Genomic DNA, 20,016 nt, shown 5'->3' on the forward strand with positions numbered 1-20,016 from the left:
GCGGCTCGAGGCCGCAATGACAAATTCAAATTCGGTCGCGCGTGGTCTGCCGGCGCGTCTCGGCGTGCGTGGACGCGAAGAACGCCCGCGCGGCGTCGCAATCGCGCGCGATGCCCGCCTGCAGGGCCTCGAGGCCGTCGTAGCGCAGCTCGTCGTGCAGTTTGTGCAGCAGTTCCACGCGGATGATTTTACCGTACCCCCCCTCGTCACCCAGGCCGGCAGGCCATTGCAGGCAGTGGGTCTCCAGCAGGACGCGGCCGCCATTGGCGTCCCGCGGGTCCAGCGAAGGGCGGATGCCCAGGTTCGCGACGCCTTCGAGCGGCGCTTCGCCCAGTCCGTGGACCCGGACGGCGAAGATGCCACCGGCCGCCGGCTTCCAGTGGGCGAAGCGCAGGTTGAGCGTCTTGAACCCGAGCTCCCGCCCGAGCTTGCGGCCATGGACCACGTGGCCGCTGATGCTGTAGGGGCGGCCCAGCAGGGCGGCGCTGCCGGCCATGTCGCCGCGGGCCAGCGCCTCGCGCACCGCCGAGCTCGACACGCGCAGGCCGTGCACTTCGTAGCTGTTCATGCGGGCCACGTCGAAACCGAGGCGGCTGCCGGCCGAATCCAGCATGGCGTAGTCGCCCGCGCGCTTGGCGCCGAAGCGGAAATCGTCGCCGACCAGCACGTACTTCGCACCGAGGCCTTGCACCAGGACATTGGAGATGAAGGCCTCCGGCTGCTGGCTGGACAGGCGCGCGTCGAAGCGCAGGATCACGCATTGCTCGACCCCGCACTTGGCGAGTTCGGTCAGCTTGTCGCGCAGCGTGGCGATGCGGGCGGGCGCGAGTTCCGGCTTGCGGTGCAGGGCGGCGAAGTAGTCGCGCGGGTGCGGCTCGAAGGTGAGCACGCAGCTGGGCACGCCGCGGTGGCGCGCCTCGTTGTTCAGCAGCGCCAGCATCGCCTGGTGGCCGCGGTGCACGCCATCGAAGTTGCCGATGGTGAGCGCGCACGCCCGGGCGATCTGGGGGTGGTGGAAGCCGCGCAGGATCTGCATCGAAGGTGGTATCGTTTTTGTAGCAGGGAGCGCACGTTGGACGGCGCCAACGCACCGATGGCCTGCCACAAGCGCGCCGTCAAAACACTGTATATTGTCTCTCACGCCCGGGAGCCTGGGCGGCCCCACGCTCCCGGGACGCAGTCGGTCTGTTCGTTCTGGAATGGAGGCGCGTTTTGAAGGTCTTGAAGCTGTCCGCCCAGGGACTGCCCCAGTCGTGGATTTCGCTGGAGCAAGCCGTCCTGCACTATGCCGCCGACCAGGTCCGGTGGGAGGCAGGCGCGGAGGTGGCCATCTTCCGCGGGGGCATCAATGCGCACACCGGCCGGCAGTCGCTGATCACGGTCAACAGCATCATCGGCACCAAGGGCGTGCCGAACATCAACCCCTTCGAACTCAAGCCCGGCCTCACGAACGGCAAGCTGTTCTCGCGCGACCGCAACATCTGCGCCTACTGCGGCGAGCTGCACGAAGAGGAAGAGCTCACCCGCGAGCACATCGTGCCTTTCGCGCAGAACGGCAAGGACCACTGGATGAACGTGGTCACGGCCTGCCGGGCCTGCAACCACCGCAAGGGCAGCCGCACGCCGGAGCAGGCGGGCATGTCGCTCCTGTACGCGCCCTACGTGCCCAGCCTCTGGGAAGACTTCATCCTGCGCAACCGCCGCATCCTGGCCGACCAGATGGAGTTCCTGATGGCGCATTTGCCGAAGAATTCGCGGCTGCACGACTCCTAGGTTCGGCGCCCCAGACACCGTCATCCCGGGTTTGACCCGGGAAGGGATCGCGGGTCGAGCGCGCAATGACCTGCCTCAGTAGGTCAGCTCCAGCACGCTCACCTCGTTGCCCGCCGTCGGCCAGGTCCGCCCCACGACCTTTTCGCCGTTGAACTCCGCCACCACGGCCCGTGGCGGCCCGTTCGGCTTGATGCGGGAACTCGATACGCCCGCTCCCGGCAGCGCCCCGGGCGGCGGGCTCTGTCCGTCGAAGCTCATCCGGTCACGGGCAGGGTCGAAGTAGCCGCGCGGGCGGGTCAGGATGACCAGCGCGGGGCCGGCACGGTCCGTCTCGGGGATGCGCTCGGGCCGCAGGTGCACGTGGTCGCTGGAACGCGGGAAGGGGCTGCGGTAGATGTGGGTCGTGGCGTAGCCAGGCGCGCTGACGACGAACTCGTAATGCGTGCCGCGCTGCGCCTGCAAAGGGCCCCAGGACCCGTCCGCGCCTATGGTTTGCAAATGCGCCGGCGCTCCTTGGCGCTGGCCCGTGGCGGCATCGATCGCGTAGACCTCCAGCCGGGCACCGGGCAGCGGCAGGTTGTTGCCCACGTTGCCGCTGGCCGGGTCGGTGGACGAAGCACCCAGCCCCGTGACCTTGCCGCGCAGCAGGACGCGGTCCTCGGGCACGATCTCCGTGGTGCGCGGCTCCTTGCCCGTGAGGAAGCGCCAGGTCGCGGCGAAAGCGGCGGGCGAGAAGGATGTCTCCCGGTGGTCCACGCGCGGCAGCACGATGTTGGTCGCGCCCTTGAGCTCCGGGCCGGCGTAGGTCACGCCGGTGTTCAGCTTCGGGTCGCCGATCCAGGTGCCGAGCGGCTGCGCGTACTTGTCGTTGTTGTCCGAGCGCAGCGTGAGCCACTTCACCGGCCCCACGACTTCGTCGCCTGCGCCATTCTTCGGTGCATTGAGCGCCTGCAGGAAAGCCCCGTTGCCGGCGAATTCGTTGTCCGGCGCGCGGCCGGGGACGTTCCACACGCCGTGGTTCGGCGTGCCCCCCAGCACCGCATGGCTCACCTTCGCGGCGCCGCCGCCGTTCTGGATGTAGTTGCGGATCGCGTAGCCGCCGCGGGAGTTGCCCACCAGCACCACCTGGCGCGCGCCGGTGGCCAGCAGCACCTTGTCCACCTGCGCGCGGAGGAAGGTCATGTACTCCGCCGAGGAGCTGCGTCCCGGCTCCGGCTTGCTGTCCTCGGCCCGCGCCATCGGGTAAGGCAGGTCGATGGCGACCAGGCGCTCGCGCGGCCAGCCGTTGGACTCGAAGCGCCAGATCGTGGTCTGCCAGAGGGCGGCGCTGTCGCCGTTGCCGTGGACGAAGACGATGGGCGGGTGCTCGGACATGAAGGGGCCGGTCGTGCAGGCGGTGGCGGTCAGCGAAAGGGCTGCCCCAAGGAACTGGCGGCGGCTGGACATCGTCGTGGTACTCCCAAAAAGAAACGCCCGCGGGCCGCGGGCGTTGACCTTGCGGGGCTGTTTCAGGCGAACACGCCCGCGGTGTCCTGCATTCTTTCCGACACCTCGCCGAGATGGTGCAGGGTATCCCCGTACTGCAGCTCCAGCTGCGTGAGCTTCCGGAAGTAGTGGCTGCCCGCGTATTCGTCGGTCACGCCGATGCCGCCGTGCAGCTGCACCGAGTGCTGCCCCACGAAGCGCATGCTCACGCCCAGCTGGTACTTGGCGCGCGCCATCGCGCGGCGGCGTTCGTCCGCAGGCGCATTGAGCTTGAGCGAGGCGTAATAGCTCATGGACCGCGCGAGCTCCTGCTGCATCTTCATGTCCGCCATGCGGTGGCGCAGGGCCTGGAAGGTGGCGAGCGTCACGCCGAACTGCTTGCGCGTGTTCATGTATTCGGCGGTGAGCTGCATCGTCTTGTCGATCGCACCCACGCCCTCGGCGCAGGCGCAGGCGATGGCGATGTCCACGGCGTGCTCCAGCGCGGGCAGGCCGTCGGCGCACACGAGCGTCGCGCCCGCATCGCGCAGGCTCACTTCGGCCGCACGGCTTTCGTCCACCGTGGGATAGCCGCGGGTGGTGACGCCCTGGGCGGCGCGCTCCACGAGGAAGAGGGCGATCCTGCCGTCGGCCCGGGCCGGCACGATGAAGGCGTCAGCCTGGTCGCCGGCGGGCACCATGCTCTTGTCGCCCGACACCTTCCAGCCGCCGCCGGCCTGCGTGGCCGTGGCTTCGCATGCGTCCAGGCGGTAACGCGCCTTGCGTTCCTGGTGCGCCAGCACGACGAGCGCCTCGCCCGAGGCGATCTTCGGCAGCCACTGCGCCTTGACGGCATCGGGCGCATAGGCGCCCAGCAAGCCGCTGGCCACCAGCGTCTGCGCGAGCGGCTCCAGCACGATGCCGCGTCCGAGTTCTTCCAGCACCACCATCGCCTCGACGGGGCCCATGGCCATGCCGCCGTGCTCCTCGCTCACGTACAGGCCCGCCAGGCCCAGCTCGGCGAGCTCGCCATAGGCCGCCCGGTCGAAGCCGCCCGCCTTGGCGATGCCTTGCCGGCGCTCGAAGGTGTAGCTGCGGTCCACCCACTTGCGCACGGCGTCGCGCAGCTGTTCCTGGTCGTCGGTGAAGTTGAAATCCATGTCTTGCTCCTCAGCCCAGGACGGTCTGCGCCACGATGTTGCGCTGCACCTCGTTGGAGCCGCCGTAGATCGTGGTCTTGCGCATGTTGAAGTAGGTGGCGGCCAGCGGCGCGAGCGTCGCCGCGCCCACGTAGTCGCCCTGGTAGCCGGCTTCCATCGCTTCGCGGATGAACGGGATGGCGTAAGGACCGGCGGCCAGCATCATCAGCTCCGAGTAGCGCTGCTGGATCTCGCTGCCCTTGATCTTCAGCAGCCCCGCGATGTCCAGCGGGTTCTTGCCCGACTTCTCGGCCGACAGCACGCGCAGCACCAGCATCTCCAGCGCGACGACGTCCACTTCCAGCTTCGCGATCTCGTCGCGGAAGCGCTGGTCGGTGTAGACGCCTTCGCTCTTGGCGATGCGCTTGAGGCGCTCGAGTTCGCGCTTGGCGCGGTTGACGTCGGCGATGTTGGTCCGCTCGTGCGACAGCAGGTGCTTGGCGTAGGTCCAGCCCTTGTTTTCCTCGCCGATCAGGTTCTCCGCCGGCACTTCGACGTTGTCGAAGAACACCTCGTTCACCTCGTGGCCGCCGTCGAGCATGATGATCGGCCGCACGGTGACCCCCGGCGACTTCATGTCGATCAGCAGGAAGGAGATGCCGGTCTGCGGCTTGCCTTCGGTGGAGGTGCGCACCAGGCAGAAGATCCACTCGCCGTACTGCGCCAGCGTGGTCCAGGTCTTCTGTCCGTTGACGATGTACTTGTCGCCCTTGCGCTCGGCGCGGGTCTTGACCGAGGCCAGGTCCGAGCCCGAACCCGGCTCGCTGTAGCCCTGGCTCCACCAGACTTCACCGCTGGCGATGCCGGGGAGGAAGCGCTTCTGCTGCTCGGGGTTGCCGAAGGCCATGATCACGGGCGCGACCATCACCGGTCCGAAAGGCACGATGCGCGGCGCGCCGGCCAAGGCGCACTCTTCCTCGAACAGGTGCTTCTGCACGGCGGTCCAGCCGGGGCCGCCGAATTCCTTGGGCCAGCCGTAGCCCAGCCAGCCCTTCTTGCCCAGGATCTTGGCCCAGCGCTGCATGTCCTCGCGCGTGAGGTGCAGGGCGTTGTGCACCTTGTGGGCGATGTCCTGCGGGAGGTTCGCGCGCACCCAGGCGCGGATGTCCTCGCGGAACTTCTGTTCTTCAGGGGTGAAAGCAAGGTCCATGAATCGTCTCCGGCGCCTCGGGAATTTCTGCAACGGGTTATTTAAGCACGGTCGTTCGTTTCGGCCTGTCCGGGCGGCGACAAACCGAGCTCGGTGGCCAGATCGTGCACCAGCGCGCGCAGCTGCGCCACCTCGGCTTCCAGCGCGGCGACCCGCGCTTCGAGCGGGCCGCTTTCCTGCGCCGGCGGCCGCACCTCCTGCTGCGCCAGTGCGCTGGTGTCCACCGGGCCGCACAGCAGGTGCGCCCAGCGGGCTTCACGCGCCCCGGGCGCGCGGGGCAGCTGCACGACGAGCGCGCCGCCGCGCTCCTCCTTGCGGTCGCGCATCTCTTCCAGGAAAGCCTCGACCGAGGAGATGTCGGCGAAGCGGTACCAGCGCTCGGAATGGATGCGCAGCTCGCCGGGGGTCTGCGGCCCGCGCAGCATGAGCAGCCCCAGCAGCACGGCGGACTGCTCCGGCACCACCATGGCGCGCTGGAAGTTGTGCTCCCAGCGGTCGGTGCGGCTGCCGCGCATGGTGAAGGCGAGCGACCGTCGCTTGAGGCCGTCCAGCGCTTCCTGCACTTCGGCTTCGCCCAGGTTGGTGATCGGGTCGCGGCTGCTCTTCTGGTTGCAGCCGGAGACGATGGAATGGAGCGACATCGGGTAGCTGTCCGGGACCGTCCGCGCCTTCTCCATCAGCGTGCCCAGCACGCGCGCCTCCGTGGCGGTCAGCGGCTCCATGGTCACAGGAGCACCTCCGCGCTGCGCGCTGCGGTGAACGCCCCTTCGGGCGGCCGTGCGGGGCGGGCCTCCCGGATAATTGCGCTCGACATGAAGAACATCGTGATCCTGATTTCCGGCGGAGGCTCCAACATGGCCGCCATCGTACGCGCCGCCGAGCGGGAGGATTGGCGCAAGCGGCTGGGCGCGCAGGTCAAGGCCGTGATCAGCAACCGCGCGGATGCGGGCGGACTGGCGTTCGCGCGCGAGCAGGGCATCGCGACGGAGACGGTGGACCACAAGCAGTTCGCCACGCGCGAGGCCTTCGACGATGCGCTGGCCGCCGCGATCGACCGGCACCAGCCCGCGCTGGTCGTGCTCGCGGGCTTCATGCGCATCCTGACGCCCGGTTTCGTGGCGCGCTACCAGGGGCGCTTGCTCAACATCCATCCTTCCTTGTTGCCGGCTTTCCCCGGCCTGCACACGCACCAGCGCGCGCTGGACGCGGGCTGCCGCTTCGCCGGCGCCACCGTGCACCAGGTCACCGCCGAACTCGATCACGGCCCGATCCTGGACCAGGGCGTGGTGCCCATCCTGCGGGGCGACACGGCCCAGACCGTCGCGTCACGCGTGCTCACCCAGGAGCACATCCTCTATCCCCGGGCGATCGCGCAGCTGCTGCCGGCCCTCTAGGAACCATGCACCCCAAAGCCTTGCTGGAGGCCTGCGCCGAACTGGTCGCGCAGGTCCTGAAGTTCGACCATCCCGCCGATGCGATCGTCTCGCACTACTTTCGTGAGCACCGCTCGCTCGGCCCGCGCGAGCGCGCCACGCTCGCCGAAACCGCTTATGCGCTGCTGCGGCGCAAGCTGCTGTACGAGCACCTCGCGCAGTCCGGCAGCGGCCCGCGCGAGCGCCGCCTGGCCATCCTCGCCTTTGCCGGGCCGCGCGATTTCCTCCAGGGTGCGCTCACGGACCAGGAGAAGGCCTGGCTGGAACACTGCGACGGCATCGACGTCGCCGCGCTGCCCGAGCGCTTCCGGCACAACCTGCCGGACTGGCTGGCCGAGCCGCTGAAGTCCCAGGTCGGCGACGATTTCTGGCCGCTGGTGGCTGCGCTGGAGCAGGTCGCCCCGCTGGACCTGCGCGTCAACGCGCTCACCGACAAGCGCGAGGACGTGCGCCGCGAGCTGGAGCAGGCCGGCATTCACGCCAGGCCCACGCCGTATTCCCCATGGGGGCTGCGCGTGGAGGGCAAGCCCGCGCTCACGAAGCTGGACGCGTTCGCGCGTGGCGCCGTGGAAGTGCAGGACGAGGGGTCCCAGCTGCTGGCCCTGCTGACGGACGCGCGCCGCGGGCAGATGGTGGTGGACTTCTGTGCCGGGGCGGGGGGCAAGACCCTGGCGCTGGGCGCGGCCATGCGCAACACGGGGCGCCTGTACGCCTTCGACGTCTCCGCGCACCGGCTGGACAACCTCAAGCCGCGGCTTGCGCGCAGCAAGCTGTCCAACGTGCATCCCGCCGCTATCGCCCACGAGCGGGACGAACGCATCAAGCGCCTGGCCGGCAAGATCGACCGCGTGCTCGTCGACGCGCCGTGTTCCGGGCTGGGGACCCTGCGGCGCAACCCCGACCTGAAGTGGCGGCAGTCGCCCCAGGCTTTGGCGGAGCTGACGGCCAAGCAGGCGGCCATTCTCGAAAGCGCTGCAAGGTTGCTGAAAGCCGGCGGCCGTATCGTCTACGCCACCTGCAGCCTGTTGCGGGCGGAAAACGAGGACATCGCGGCCGCCTTCACCGCTGCACACCCCGGTTTCCGGCGATTGCGCGTGGAAGAGCTGCTGGAGCAGGCCAAGGTGCCGGCGCCGGGCAGCCTCTGCAGTGCGGACGGCAACGACCTTCGCTTATGGCCCAACCGCCATGGCACGGACGGTTTTTATGCCGCCGCCTGGGAAAAAGTCCAGTCGTGACAAGGATTTGGACGAAAAAAGAGGCTGCGCGACTGAACCCCGGGACTTAAAATCCCTCCAACATCGTCGCAGGGGGATTCCTGCGCGCGTTGTCTTACAAGAGAAAGAGACTTTTCCTTCATGTTGCTACCCGACTGGGCCGTGCTGAACGCGGCAATCGATTGGCTCGCCAACGGGCTCTGGGACCTGTCCTGGTGGGAGGTCGTGCTGTACACGCTGGCGACCACGCACATCACGATCGCCGCGGTGACCATCTTCCTGCACCGCGCCCAGGCTCACCGGGCCATGGACCTGCACGCGATTCCGTCGCACTTCTTCCGCTTCTGGCTGTGGCTGGGCACGGGCATGGTGACCAAGGAATGGGTCGCCATCCACCGCAAGCACCACGCCAAGTGCGAGACCGTCGACGACCCGCACAGCCCGCAGACCCGCGGCATCGAGACGGTGCTGTGGCGCGGCGCCGAGCTCTACCGCGCGGAAGCCAAGAACAAGGAAACCATCGCCAAGTTCGGCCATGGCACGCCCAACGACTGGATCGAGCGCAACCTGTACACGCGCTACAGCTGGCAGGGCGTGGCCCTGATGCTGATCATCAACGTGGCCCTGTTCGGCGCGATCGGCCTGGCCGTCTGGGCCGTGCAGATGCTGTGGATCCCGATCACCGCCGCCGGCATCATCAACGGCATCGGCCACTACTGGGGCTACCGCAACTTCGAGGCACCGGACGCCAGCACCAACGTGTCGCCCTGGGGCCTGATCATCGGCGGCGAGGAACTGCACAACAACCACCACACGTACCCGACGTCCGCCAAGTTCTCCGTCAAGCCGTACGAGTTCGACCTGGGCTGGTTCTACATCAGCCTGATGTCGAAGATCGGCTGGGCCACGGTGAAGAAGGTGCCGCCCAAGCTGCGCCTGGGCACGATCAAGCCGGTGGCGGACGAGAAGACGCTGGAAGCCCTCATTGCCAACCGCTACGAGGTGATGGCTGGCTACGCCCGCGAACTGCGCGGTGTCTGCAAGGCCGAGCTGGCCCAGCTCAAGGCCAAGGGCCAGGAAGCCGGCATGCTCAAGGCGGCCAAGCGCTGGCTGCACCGTGACGCGGACAAGGTGCCGGCAGCGGCCCGTCCCCAGCTGGACCAGGTGCGTGCCGCGCACCCGGTGCTGGACAAGATGGTCAGCATGCGCGAGGAGCTGCGCCAGATGTGGCTCAACACCAACCAGTCGCGCGAGCAGCTCGCCGTCGACCTGCAGGCCTGGTGCCGCCGCGCCGAGGAAAGCGGGATCGAGGCCCTGCGCCGGTTCTCGCTGAAGCTGCGCGCCGCTCACGCCTGAGCCAGCTGCTTGCCCCGGAAAAGCCCCGCGACGCGGGGCTTTTTTCATGGCCGCCGTGCTGAGCATCCTGCTCCTACGCGAGCTGTCGTGCTGGACGCACCTGCGCGTGGGCTCCGGCCTCTAGGCCGCCGGCGCTGCGACCCTTTCAATGGGAGCAGCAACAACAGGAGTGACGGCATGAAAAAATGGATTCTCACGGCGGCAGCGGCCGCTGGCCTGGCGGCGGGCGGAGCTGCGTCGGCCCAGGACCTGGGCGGCATCCTGACCAACATCCTTGGTTACGGCGCGCCGGCCGCGTCCGCGCACGACACGGTCCAGGGCTCCTACCGTGACGAGTACGGCCGGCTGTGGGTGGTGGACGGCGCCGGCCGGCACACCATGGTCGCCTCGGCCGGCACGGGCACGGCCGGTGTCGACCCTTATGGCCGCCCCGTGTACGGCGCGCAAGCCAACGGCCGCTACTACGACAACCGCTACTACCGCGACAGCGATGGCGACGGCGTCGTGGACGCGCAGGACCGCCGCCCCTACGACGCTCGCCGCCGCTAAGGCTCAGTCCAGCAGGTTGGCGGGAACCTTCCCGCCGTTCTGCTCCATGCGGCGCAGCACTTCCTTGTGCAGCCACATGTTCATCTTGGCCGTGTCGCCCTTGTCGCCGGTGTAACCCAGTTCGTCGGCGAGCTCGCGGCGCTCGTCCAGGGTGCTGTCCATGCCGACCAGCTTCATCAGGTCGACGATGGACGTGCGCCAGTTCAGCTTCTGCTGGCTGCCGGCGGCCATTCCGTCCAGCACTTTCTCCACGTCCACCCGCTCCATCGTCGCAGCGGCTCCAGCGCCGGCCTGCTGCGGCGCGGCCTGCGTCGCTCCGGGCTGCGTCGCCGGGCGCGCGGGCGCGGCGGCTTGGGTGTTGGCGGGCTGCGGCGCCGAGGGGGTGGCGACGGTCGCCTGGCCCGCATTCGCGTGCGGGAAGATGCGGCCGAAGATCTTGCCGAGGATGCTCATCGTTCTTTCTCCATGGTTGTGGCGGAACCTGCAGATGATCCGGACAGCATCCGACCGGGCTTGTCGGAGCTTCCCGCCAAGCGCGATGGCATCTCTCCTGCAAGGCCGGGACAGACGACCTGCCCCTGCCCCGGATGCACCCCGGCGCAGGCGCGCCCTAGCATCCTGTGCATGACCGCGACTTCCACGCCGGGACTGACCGCTGCCGAGGCGCTGGCGCGCCTGAAAGAAGGCAACGAGCGCTTCGTGCGCGGCGAGGCGCGCTTTCCCACGGTGCAGAAGGAGGTGCTGGCCGAACTGGCCACCGGGCAACATCCTTTCGCCACCATCCTGGGCTGCAGCGACAGCCGGGTGCCGCCCGAGCTGGTGTTCGATGCGTCCTTCGGCGAACTCTTCGTCGTGCGGGTCGCGGGCAACGTGCTGGGCCCGTCCATCCTGGGCACGCTGCAGTACGCGGGTGCGCACCTGCGCACGCCCTTGTTCGTCGTGCTGGGCCACGAAGGCTGCGGCGCGGTGGACGCCGCCATCGCCTCGCGGTTCCAGGGTGCGACCCACGGGCACCGCATCGAGGTGCTGCTGGAAGAGATCGTGCCCGCGCTGGACGGGCTGGATGCGCAGCAGCCGCACGAGACCCTGCTGCACGCCGCGGTCGAAGCCAATGTGCGCCACACCATCCGCGAGCTGCGCCGCACGCCCGAGGCCCGCACGCGGCTGGCGCTGGGCGACATGAAGCTCGTCGGCGCCATCTACGAGCTGGAGTCGGGGCGGGTGCGCTTCCTGGACCCGCAATGAAAAAGCCCCGCGATGCGGGGCTTCCTGGATCCCCGCCTGGGCGGGAATGAAGTGACCTGGCGCCCGCAGGCGCCGCGCTCACTTCAGCTTCGTTTCCTTGTACTCGACGTGCTTGCGGGCCTTCGGGTCGAATTTCATGATCGAAATCTTCTCCGGCATCGTCTTCTTGTTCTTGCTCGTGGTGTAGAAATGGCCGGTGCCCGCGGTGGACTCCAGCTTGATCTTCTCGCGACCGCCTTTGCTTGCCATGGTGTGTGCTCCTGGGTTTAGGCCTGGCCGCGGGCGCGCATGTCCGCCAGCACAGCGTCGATGCCGTTCTTGTCGATCAGGCGCACAGCGGCGTTGGAAACGCGCAGGCGCACGAAGCGGTTCTCGCTCTCGACCCAGAAACGGCGGTATTGCAGGTTCGGCAGGAACCGGCGCTTGGTCTTGTTGTTGGCGTGGGAGACGTTGTTCCCCACCATCGGGCCCTTGCCCGTCACTTCGCAGACGCGTGACATCTGACTCTCCATGATCCGCCCGTCACTCCCGTGAGGGGCTCACCTCGCCCTGACGGGGGCGGTAACCGGCCGGACGGAATCCGGCGAAGCCCGCGATTATAGCCAACTCCGGCCTTGCGGGCCTGGCCCGCCAACCCCGGGGTCAGTGCGGGCTTGAGCCGCAATCCATGGGGCGCGCGACCGGCCGCCCCATGGATCCCCGGGCCAGGCCCGGGACGACCTGCCCTGTTCACTCCTCCTGCTCGAGGAACCTCTGCGCGTCCAGCGCCGCCATGCAGCCAGTGCCGGCACTGGTGATGGCCTGCCGGTAGATGTGGTCCTGCACGTCGCCGGCCGCGAACACGCCGGGCACACTGGTCATGGTGGCGAAGCCGGCCAGGCCGGACTTGGTCAGGATGTAGCCGTCCTTCATCTCCAGTTGCCCCTGGAAGATGTCGGTGTTGGGCTTGTGCCCGATGGCGATGAACGTGCCCTGCAGCTTGATGTCCTCCACGGCACCGGTCTGCGTGTCCTTCAGGCGGATGCCGGTGACGCCGCTGGCGTCCCCCAGCACTTCATCGAGCACCTTGAACAGCTTCAGCTCGATCTTGCCTTCGGCTTCCTTCTGCCGCAGCTTGTCCACCAGGATCGGCTCCGCCCGGAACTTGTCGCGGCGGTGCACGAGGTAGACCTTCCTGGCGATGTTGGACAGGTACAGCGCCTCTTCGACCGCGGTGTTGCCGCCGCCGATCACGCAGGTGACCTGGTCGCGGTAGAAGAAGCCGTCGCAGGTGGCGCATGCGCTCACGCCCTTGCCCATGAACGCCTGCTCCGACGGCAGGCCCAGGTACTGGGCGGACGCGCCGGTGGCGATGATCAGCGCGTCACAGGTGTACGTGCCGCTGTCGCCGGTCAGCGTGAACGGGCGCTTGCTGAAGTCGACCTTGTTGATGTGGTCGAAGATGATCTCGGTCTTGAAGCGTTCGGCGTGTTCGAGGAAACGCTGCATCAGTTCCGGACCCTGCACGCCGTGCACGTCCGCGGGCCAGTTGTCCACCTCGGTGGTGGTCATGAGCTGTCCGCCCTGCGCGATGCCGGTGACCAGCACGGGCTGCAGGTTGGCGCGGGCTGCATAGACGGCGGCCGTGTAGCCGGCGGGGCCCGAACCGAGGATCAGTACTTTGGCGTGCTTGTTGTTCATGGGTCAAGACCTGTGTGGGAAACACGACAGGTCGGTGTACATTTGGCGGCGATTCGAGAAGTATCCAGCATGCGCGCAGGGCCGATGCTTGCGGCTTCTCAATCAAAGGGATTGTAAGAACCCATCGCGGCCGCCACGTCAGGAGGGATTTGAAACATGTCGATGCTGTCGAACCTGGAGTTGATCCGCCGGGTGCCCTTGTTTGCCCTGCTGACCTCCAACCAGGCCGAGGCGGTGGCCGACGCGGTCGTCAAGCGCCGGTTCAAGCGCGGCGAGACCATCGTGGAGCAGGGCGAGAAGACCAACACCCTGTTCATCATCCTGACCGGCCGCGTGCGCGTCGTCACCTCGGACAAGCGCGGGCGCGAGGTGATCCTGGCGACGCTGAATCCGGGCGACTACATCGGCGAGATGAGCCTGATCGACAACGAGCCGCACTCGGCCACCTGCCGGGCGGAAGTGCAGACCGACATGCTGACGCTGGGCCGCGCGGAGTTCGCGCGCTGCCTGCCGGAAAACAGCTCGATGTCGTACGCGATCATGAAGGGCCTGGTGCAGCGCCTGCGCCAGGCCGACCGCAAGATCGAGTCGCTGGCCCTCATGGACGTGTACGGGCGCGTGGCGCGCGCCCTGCTGGAATTCGCCCAGCCCGATCGCGAAGGCCTCATGACCATCCGCGAGCGCATCTCCCGCCAGGACATCGCCAAGATGGTCGGCGCCTCGCGCGAGATGGTCAGCCGCGTGATGAAGGACCTCGAGGACCGCGGCTTCATCGAGACGCGCGAAGACGGCTCGATGCTGGTGAAGGACCGGCTGACGACGCTGGGGTGATGCCGTTGCGGGCTGCACCCGCACCGCCTGCGGCGCGGCACCCTGCCGCGTGTTGGTTTTCGGCCCCATCGATCCCGGCTCGAGCCCGGGATGACGTTCTTCGATGCGGTGTCCTCGTGCCCCTGCGCTAAGCTCCTGCTTGCGCATGACGTACTCCCTGAACACCCTCACGGATGCCGCGCCCGCGCCGTCCGGTTCGCGCGCGGGCCTGGCCCGCTTTGCCCACGAGACGGCGCTGGTGCTCGGAGCAGCGGCCCTGGTCTTCTGGCTGCTCGCGCTTTTCTCGCATTCGCCCGCCGACGCCGCCTTCTCCACCTCCGGCGACGGCGGCCCGGTGCGCAACTGGGGCGGCCGCTTCGGCGCCTGGCTGGCCGACGGCAGCTTCTTCCTGCTTGGCTACTCGGCCTGGTGGTGCTTCGCCGCCGGCCTGCGGGCCTGGCTCGCCTCGCTCGCGCGCTGGATGCGCGGCGGCGAAGCCGCACCGGAGCCGGCCGCGCACCGCTGGCTGCACGGCAAGGTCGCGTTCTGGATCGCCCTGGCGGTGCTGCTGGCCGCCAGCGCCGGCCTCGAGTGGTCGCGCCTGTACCGGTTCGAGCCGCGGCTGCCGGACCACGCCGGCGGTGCGCTCGGCTACCTGGTCGGCCCCACCGCGATGAAGTGGCTGGGGTTTCCGGGCTCGGGGCTGCTGTTCGTCGCCCTCATGGTGCTGGCCGCGGGCATCGTGTTCCGTTTCTCCTGGAGCCACGTCGCCGAGCGCATCGGCGGCAGCATCGATGCCTTCATCGAGTCGCGCCGCGAAAAGCGCGAGATGGCCGTGGACCTGGCGCTCGGCGAGCGCGCCGCGAGGGAGCGCGAGGAAACGCTGCAAGAGGAGCGCATCGAGATCGAGGAGCACCATCCCACCCCGGTGCTGATCGAGCCGGTGATCGTGGACGTGCCCAAGAGCGAGCGCGTGGCCAAGGAGCGGCAGAAGCCGCTGTTCTCCGAGATGCCGGACAACAAGCTGCCGCAGGTGGACCTGCTCGATGGCGCTTCGGCACGGCAGGAAACCGTCTCCTCCGACACGCTGGAGATGACCTCGCGCCTGATCGAGAAGAAGCTCAAGGACTTCGGCGTCGAGGTGCGGGTGGTGCTGGCGCAGCCCGGCCCGGTGATCACGCGCTACGAGATCGAGCCGGCCACGGGCGTCAAGGGCTCGCAGATCGTCAACCTCGCCAAGGACCTCGCGCGCTCGCTGTCGCTGGTGTCCATCCGCGTGATCGAGACCATCCCGGGCAAGAACTACATGGCGCTGGAACTGCCCAACGCCAAGCGGCAGTCGATCAAGCTGTCCGAGATCCTGGGCTCGCAGGCCTACAACGAGGCCAAGTCGCAGCTCACGCTGGGCCTGGGCAAGGACATCGTGGGCAATCCCGTGGTGGCAGACCTGGCCAAGATGCCGCACGTGCTGGTGGCCGGCACCACCGGCTCGGGCAAGTCGGTCGGCATCAACTCGATGATCCTCAGCCTGCTGTACAAGGCCGAGGCGCGTGACGTGCGCCTGCTGATGATCGATCCCAAGATGCTGGAGATGTCGGTCTACGAGGGCATCCCGCACCTGCTGGCGCCCGTCGTCACCGACATGAAGCAGGCGGCCAATGGCCTGACCTGGTGCGTCGCCGAGATGGAGCGGCGCTACAAGCTCATGTCCAAGCTGGGCGTGCGCAACCTGGCCGGCTACAACAACAAGATCGACGAGGCGAAGGCGAAGGAGCAGTTCCTCTACAACCCCTTCAGCCTCACGCCCGAGAGCCCCGAGCCGCTGGAGCGCCTGCCTTACATCGTGGTGGTGATCGACGAACTCGCCGACCTGATGATGGTGGTGGGCAAGAAGATCGAGGACCTGATCGCGCGCCTGGCGCAGAAGGCGCGCGCCGCCGGCATCCACCTGATCCTGGCGACGCAGCGGCCCAGCGTCGACGTGATCACCGGCCTGATCAAGGCCAACATCCCCACGCGCATCTCCTTCCAGGTCTCCAGCAAGATCGACAGCCGCACCATCCTGGACCAGATGGGCGCCGAAGCGCTGCTCGGCATGGGTGACCAGCTCTACATGGCCAGCGGCACCGGGCTGCCGGTGCGCGTGCACGGCGCCTTCGTCAGCGACGAGGAGGTGCACCGCGTCGTGGCCTACCTGAAGGAGCAGGGCGAACCGAACTACATCGAGGGCCTGCTGGAAGGCGGCACGGTGGACGACGAGGGCGGTGACCTCCTCGGTGGCGAAGGCGGCGCAGGCGGAGAGGCCGACCCCTTGTACGACCGCGCCGTCGAAGTGGTGCTGAAGAACCAGAAGGCCAGCATCTCGCTGGTGCAGCGCCACCTGGCCATCGGCTACAACAAGGCCGCGAACCTGCTGGAAGCGATGGAAAAGGCGGGGCTGGTGAGTCCCATGAACGGGCGCGGCCAGCGCGAGATCCTGGTTCCCGGCCGGGTGGAATAACGCTTCGTAACGAACTTCGCCCGCAGGGCTCCACCCAACGGACAATGTACTGTTGGGAGAGTCCATGATCAAGAAACTGTTTGCCGGCTTCGCGCTGTCCGCCCTCGCCCTGGCCGCCCATGCGGGCGCCCTGGAGAGCCTGGAGAATTTCGTGCGCACCGCCAAGACCGGCCGCTCGGAGTTCACCCAGACCATCACCGGACCGGCGCGTGACGGCCAGGCCGGACGGGTGAAGACCTCCAGCGGGTCGTTCGAGTTCCAGCGGCCCGACCGCTTCCGCTTCGAGTACCGCAAGCCCTTCGCGCAGACCATCGTCGCCGACGGCAAGACCGTGTGGCTGCACGACAAGGACCTGAATCAAGTGAGCCAGCGCCGCCAGGCGCGCGTGCTGGCGCAGACGCCGGCCGCCGTGATCGCGGCTTCGCCCGACATCGAGACGATCAAGCGCGACTTCGACCTGCAGGCCTTGCCGGACGCGGGCGGGCTGCAATGGGTGCAGGCCACGCCGAGGCAGAAGGACGGCCAGCTCACGAGCATGAAGGTGGGCTTCCGCGGCGAGCAGCTCGCGGCCCTCGAGATCCTGGACTCCTTCGGCCAGCGCTCGGTGATGACCTTCAGCAACATGCAGGTGAACGCGCCGATCACCGCGGACGTGTTCCGCTTCGTGCCGCCGAAGGGCGTGGACGTGGTCGAGGCGCCTTGAGGTTTATCTCCCTCCCACTCTGCGGGAGGGTCGCTCGTCTTTCTCCCTCCCCCTCTGGGGGAGGGCAGGGGTGGGGGCACTTGGGCGCTCGAATGTGCGCGCAACGCCCCCATCCCAACCTTCCCCCAAAGGGGGAAGGAGCAAGTCGGTCAAATCTCCCGCGCGATCTGGTCCAGCTGCTTGCGTTCGATGTATTCCTCCATGCGGGACAGCAAGCGCCACCACTCCGAACCGTCCTCTCGGTAGACGCGGATCGCCCCCGCGCGCACGAGGATCTTGCGCAACTCGTCGTCGGCGAAGCCGCCGAGGTGGTTGCGCAGCGTCTCGAAGGAGCGGTCGGTGAAGCTCTTGTGGCTGAGGAAATGGCGGGCGGTGGTCTCCGCCATGAACTCCACCTTGTGCTGCTCCTGCAGCATGCGCAGCTGGTTGGCGAGCTGCTGGCGGTTCAGCAGCCAGCTGATGCCGCCGCCGATGATGACGCCGAAGAGGGCGGAAAGCGAAGACCACAGGGCCGGTTCCATGATGGGCGCAATATAAACTGCCCCGCATGAGCAGCAAATCCGCCCACGCTCCCCTGGCCGAGCGCCTGCGGCCGCAGTCCCTGGGCGAAGTGATCGGCCAGCAGCACCTCCTGGGCGAGGGGATGTCGCTGCGCATCGCCTTCGAGTCCGGCCAGCCTCACAGCTGCATCCTGTGGGGGCCGCCCGGCACCGGCAAGACCACCATCGCGCGGCTGATGGCCGACGCCTTCGACGCCCAGTTCATCACCATCAGCGCGGTGCTGGGCGGCGTCAAGGACATCCGCGAGGCGGTGGAGCAGGCGCAGGTCGCGCAGGGGCATGGGCGGCGCACCATCGTCTTCGTCGACGAGGTGCACCGCTTCAACAAGAGCCAGCAGGACGCCTTCCTGCCGCACGTGGAGTCGGGGCTGTTCACCTTCATCGGCGCGACCACCGAGAACCCGTCCTTCGAGGTGAATTCGGCCTTGCTCTCGCGTGCCGCGGTGTACGTGCTGCAGCCCTTGTCCGAGGACGACCTGAAGCAGATCGTGCAGCGCGCGCAGGCGATCAAGGCCGTGCCCGCGATCGAGCCCGCTGCGCTCGACCGCCTGATCGCCTATGCCGACGGCGACGCCCGGCGGCTGCTCAACACGCTGGAGACGCTGGCGGTCGCCGCCACCAAGGAAAAGCGCCCGGAGGTGACGGACGAATGGCTGCTGAAGGTGCTGGGCGAGCGCATGCGCCGCTACGACAAGGGCGGCGAGCAGTTCTACGACACGATCAGCGCGCTGCACAAGTCGGTGCGCGGCTCCGATCCCGACGCCACCCTGTACTGGTTCGTGCGGATGCTCGATGGCGGCGTGGACCCGCGCTACGTCTCCCGCCGCATGATCCGCATGGCGGTGGAGGACATCGGCCTGGCCGACCCGCGCGCGCTACGGCTCGCCCTGGACGCGGCCGACGTGTACGAGCGCCTGGGCACCCCCGAGGGCGAGCTCGCCCTGGCCGAGTGCCTCGTGTACCTGGCGGTCGCGCCCAAGTCCAACGCGGTCTACGTCGCCTACAACGAGGCGCGCGCGCTGGTGCGCAAGGACGGCACGCGGCCGGTGCCCATGCACCTGCGCAATGCGCCCACCCGCCTGATGAAGGACCTGGGCTACGGCAAGGAGTACCGCTACGCACATGCCGAAGAAGGCGGCTTCGCGGCCGGCGAGACCTACTTCCCCGAGGGCATGAAGGAACCGCGCTTCTACCGCCCGGTGGAGCGCGGGCTGGAAATCCGCATTGCCGACAAGCTGCGCGAACTGCGCGAGCGCAACGCCAGGGAACAAGGGACAAACCCCTAGGAAAACGGGTGCGGGCGCTGTCAGGTAGCCCCGTTACAATCGCGCGCCAAGAACCCGCCCACGGATCCGCATGGCGGGTTTTTTGCTAGATGGCGAGGCCGTCCCACGAAGGCGTCCATCGACACGACAGGCGGCGAAGAAACCGGAGAAAACTTCTATGGAAGTCCTGCTGCAACAGATCATCAACGGTCTGGTCCTCGGCAGCATGTATGCCCTGGTGGCCCTCGGCTACACCATGGTGTACGGCATCATCAACCTGATCAACTTCGCCCACGGCGAGGTGCTGATGGTGGGAGCCCTCACCAGCTGGGCGATCATCACCAACGCGCAGGAGGCGATGCCGGGCATTCCCGGCTGGCTGCTGCTGATCGTGGCCCTCGTGATTTCCTGCGTGGTGGCGGCGGCCCTGAACTTCACCATCGAGAAGGTCGCCTACCGGCCGCTGCGCAACAGCCCCAAGCTCGCGCCCCTGATCACCGCCATCGGCATGTCCATCCTGCTGCAGACGCTGGCGATGATCATCTTCAAGCCGAACTACAAGCCGTATCCCACGCTGCTGCCCCCCACGCCCATCCAGTTCGCCGGCGCGGTGATCACCACCACGCAGATCATGATCCTGGGCATGACGGCGGTGTCGCTCGCGGTGCTGATGTACCTGGTGAACTACACGCGCCTCGGGCGGGCCATGCGTGCCACCGCGGAGAACCCGCGCGTTGCGGCGCTGATGGGGGTCAAGCCCGACATGGTGATCTCGGCCACTTTCATCATCGGTGCGGTGCTGGCGACCATCGCCGGCGTGATGTACGCGTCGAACTACGGCACCGTGCAGCACACCATGGGCTTTCTCCCCGGGCTGAAGGCCTTCACGGCGGCGGTGTTCGGCGGCATCGGCAACCTGGCCGGCGCCGTGGTCGGCGGCGTGCTCCTGGGGCTGATCGAATCGATCGGGTCCGGCTACCTGGGCGTGCTCACCGGCGGCGTGCTGGGCAGCCACTACTCGGACATCTTCGCGTTCATCGTCCTGATCGTGGTGCTGACGCTGCGGCCCTCCGGCCTGCTCGGCGAACGCGTCGCGGACCGCGCCTGAAGGAGCC

The 20,016-nt window shown here is 68.0% G+C and carries 21 protein-coding genes; 11 read left to right on the top strand and 10 right to left on the bottom strand.

Annotated features, from left to right (window positions below):
* Positions 1-25 precede the first annotated feature (25 nt).
* On the bottom strand, positions 26-1,036 hold the full coding sequence (locus AC3EGR_RS02140) for a bifunctional riboflavin kinase/FAD synthetase (RefSeq protein ID WP_488544781.1): 1,011 nt from the start codon (positions 1,034-1,036) through the stop codon (positions 26-28).
* Between the two features lie 176 nt (positions 1,037-1,212).
* Here AC3EGR_RS02140 and AC3EGR_RS02145 point away from each other — a divergent pair, with 176 nt between their 5' ends.
* Positions 1,213-1,773: an HNH endonuclease gene (locus AC3EGR_RS02145; RefSeq protein WP_488544782.1), complete on the top strand. Its 561-nt coding sequence runs from the start codon at positions 1,213-1,215 to the stop codon at positions 1,771-1,773.
* 75 nt (positions 1,774-1,848) lie between these two features.
* Here the strand turns inward: AC3EGR_RS02145 and AC3EGR_RS02150 are convergent, their stop codons facing one another.
* The 4 genes from AC3EGR_RS02150 to AC3EGR_RS02165 all read right to left on the bottom strand — a co-directional run bounded on the left by AC3EGR_RS02150 (position 1,849) and on the right by AC3EGR_RS02165 (position 6,308).
* Positions 1,849-3,219, bottom strand: a complete 1,371-nt coding sequence (locus AC3EGR_RS02150; RefSeq protein ID WP_488544783.1) for an alpha/beta fold hydrolase — start codon at positions 3,217-3,219, stop codon at positions 1,849-1,851.
* Positions 3,220-3,281: 62 nt separating this feature from the next.
* Complete coding sequence (locus tag AC3EGR_RS02155) at positions 3,282-4,397, bottom strand: acyl-CoA dehydrogenase family protein (RefSeq protein ID WP_488544784.1); 1,116 nt, start codon at positions 4,395-4,397, stop codon at positions 3,282-3,284.
* A gap of 10 nt (positions 4,398-4,407) precedes the next feature.
* Positions 4,408-5,586, bottom strand: coding sequence for an acyl-CoA dehydrogenase family protein (locus AC3EGR_RS02160; protein ID WP_488544785.1), 1,179 nt, complete (start codon positions 5,584-5,586; stop codon positions 4,408-4,410).
* A gap of 41 nt (positions 5,587-5,627) precedes the next feature.
* Positions 5,628-6,308 (bottom strand): YceH family protein, encoded by a 681-nt coding sequence (locus AC3EGR_RS02165; protein ID WP_488544786.1) that lies wholly within the window; start codon positions 6,306-6,308, stop codon positions 5,628-5,630.
* A 90-nt stretch (positions 6,309-6,398) separates the two neighbouring features.
* On the opposite strand from AC3EGR_RS02165, the gene purN reads away from it, so the two are divergent.
* From purN to AC3EGR_RS02185, 4 genes are all read left to right on the top strand, one after another.
* The gene (purN, locus tag AC3EGR_RS02170) at positions 6,399-6,980 is read left to right on the top strand and encodes a phosphoribosylglycinamide formyltransferase (protein ID WP_488544787.1); all 582 of its coding nucleotides are present in this window, start codon (positions 6,399-6,401) and stop codon (positions 6,978-6,980) included.
* 5 nt (positions 6,981-6,985) lie between these two features.
* Positions 6,986-8,254: an RsmB/NOP family class I SAM-dependent RNA methyltransferase gene (locus tag AC3EGR_RS02175; RefSeq protein ID WP_488544788.1), complete on the top strand. Its 1,269-nt coding sequence runs from the start codon at positions 6,986-6,988 to the stop codon at positions 8,252-8,254.
* A 120-nt stretch (positions 8,255-8,374) separates the two neighbouring features.
* Positions 8,375-9,589, top strand: a complete 1,215-nt coding sequence (locus AC3EGR_RS02180) for a DesA family fatty acid desaturase (protein WP_488544789.1) — start codon at positions 8,375-8,377, stop codon at positions 9,587-9,589.
* A gap of 177 nt (positions 9,590-9,766) precedes the next feature.
* Positions 9,767-10,138, top strand: coding sequence for a hypothetical protein (locus AC3EGR_RS02185; RefSeq protein ID WP_488544790.1), 372 nt, complete (start codon positions 9,767-9,769; stop codon positions 10,136-10,138).
* A 3-nt stretch (positions 10,139-10,141) separates the two neighbouring features.
* Here the strand turns inward: AC3EGR_RS02185 and AC3EGR_RS02190 are convergent, their stop codons facing one another.
* Complete coding sequence (locus tag AC3EGR_RS02190; RefSeq protein WP_488544791.1) at positions 10,142-10,591, bottom strand: DUF3597 domain-containing protein; 450 nt, start codon at positions 10,589-10,591, stop codon at positions 10,142-10,144.
* Positions 10,592-10,762: 171 nt separating this feature from the next.
* On the opposite strand from AC3EGR_RS02190, the gene AC3EGR_RS02195 reads away from it, so the two are divergent.
* A complete protein-coding gene (locus AC3EGR_RS02195) occupies positions 10,763-11,383 on the top strand; it encodes a carbonic anhydrase (RefSeq protein ID WP_488544792.1) in 621 nt (206 codons plus the stop codon).
* A 78-nt stretch (positions 11,384-11,461) separates the two neighbouring features.
* Here the strand turns inward: AC3EGR_RS02195 and rpmG are convergent, their stop codons facing one another.
* The 3 genes from rpmG to trxB all read right to left on the bottom strand — a co-directional run bounded on the left by rpmG (position 11,462) and on the right by trxB (position 13,063).
* Positions 11,462-11,632: a 50S ribosomal protein L33 gene (rpmG, locus tag AC3EGR_RS02200; RefSeq protein ID WP_013902511.1), complete on the bottom strand. Its 171-nt coding sequence runs from the start codon at positions 11,630-11,632 to the stop codon at positions 11,462-11,464.
* Positions 11,633-11,649: 17 nt separating this feature from the next.
* On the bottom strand, positions 11,650-11,883 hold the full coding sequence (gene rpmB / locus AC3EGR_RS02205) for a 50S ribosomal protein L28 (RefSeq protein ID WP_330906791.1): 234 nt from the start codon (positions 11,881-11,883) through the stop codon (positions 11,650-11,652).
* 229 nt (positions 11,884-12,112) lie between these two features.
* Positions 12,113-13,063 carry a thioredoxin-disulfide reductase gene (trxB, locus tag AC3EGR_RS02210; protein WP_488544793.1) on the bottom strand — a complete coding sequence of 317 codons (951 nt, stop codon included), beginning with the start codon at positions 13,061-13,063 and terminating at the stop codon, positions 12,113-12,115.
* Positions 13,064-13,219: 156 nt separating this feature from the next.
* Here trxB and AC3EGR_RS02215 point away from each other — a divergent pair, with 156 nt between their 5' ends.
* The 3 genes from AC3EGR_RS02215 (at position 13,220) to lolA (ending at position 17,076) form a co-directional block, all read left to right on the top strand.
* Entirely contained in the window at positions 13,220-13,894 is a 675-nt protein-coding gene (locus AC3EGR_RS02215; protein ID WP_187074439.1) for a Crp/Fnr family transcriptional regulator, read from the top strand.
* Positions 13,895-14,039: 145 nt separating this feature from the next.
* Positions 14,040-16,373, top strand: a complete 2,334-nt coding sequence (locus AC3EGR_RS02220; protein ID WP_488544794.1) for a DNA translocase FtsK — start codon at positions 14,040-14,042, stop codon at positions 16,371-16,373.
* 64 nt (positions 16,374-16,437) lie between these two features.
* Positions 16,438-17,076 carry an outer membrane lipoprotein periplasmic chaperone LolA gene (gene lolA / locus AC3EGR_RS02225; RefSeq protein WP_488544795.1) on the top strand — a complete coding sequence of 213 codons (639 nt, stop codon included), beginning with the start codon at positions 16,438-16,440 and terminating at the stop codon, positions 17,074-17,076.
* Positions 17,077-17,225: 149 nt separating this feature from the next.
* Here lolA and AC3EGR_RS02230 read toward each other — a convergent pair whose 3' ends face one another.
* Positions 17,226-17,597: a hypothetical protein gene (locus AC3EGR_RS02230; RefSeq protein WP_488544796.1), complete on the bottom strand. Its 372-nt coding sequence runs from the start codon at positions 17,595-17,597 to the stop codon at positions 17,226-17,228.
* Between the two features lie 26 nt (positions 17,598-17,623).
* On the opposite strand from AC3EGR_RS02230, the gene AC3EGR_RS02235 reads away from it, so the two are divergent.
* Together AC3EGR_RS02235 and AC3EGR_RS02240 are read left to right on the top strand one after the other, a co-directional pair.
* Positions 17,624-18,922: a replication-associated recombination protein A gene (locus tag AC3EGR_RS02235; protein ID WP_488544797.1), complete on the top strand. Its 1,299-nt coding sequence runs from the start codon at positions 17,624-17,626 to the stop codon at positions 18,920-18,922.
* A gap of 157 nt (positions 18,923-19,079) precedes the next feature.
* Entirely contained in the window at positions 19,080-20,009 is a 930-nt protein-coding gene (locus AC3EGR_RS02240) for a branched-chain amino acid ABC transporter permease (RefSeq protein WP_488544798.1), read from the top strand.
* Positions 20,010-20,016: the final 7 nt, after the last annotated feature.

It is taken from the genome of Ramlibacter sp. G4-7 (assembly GCF_057784995.1).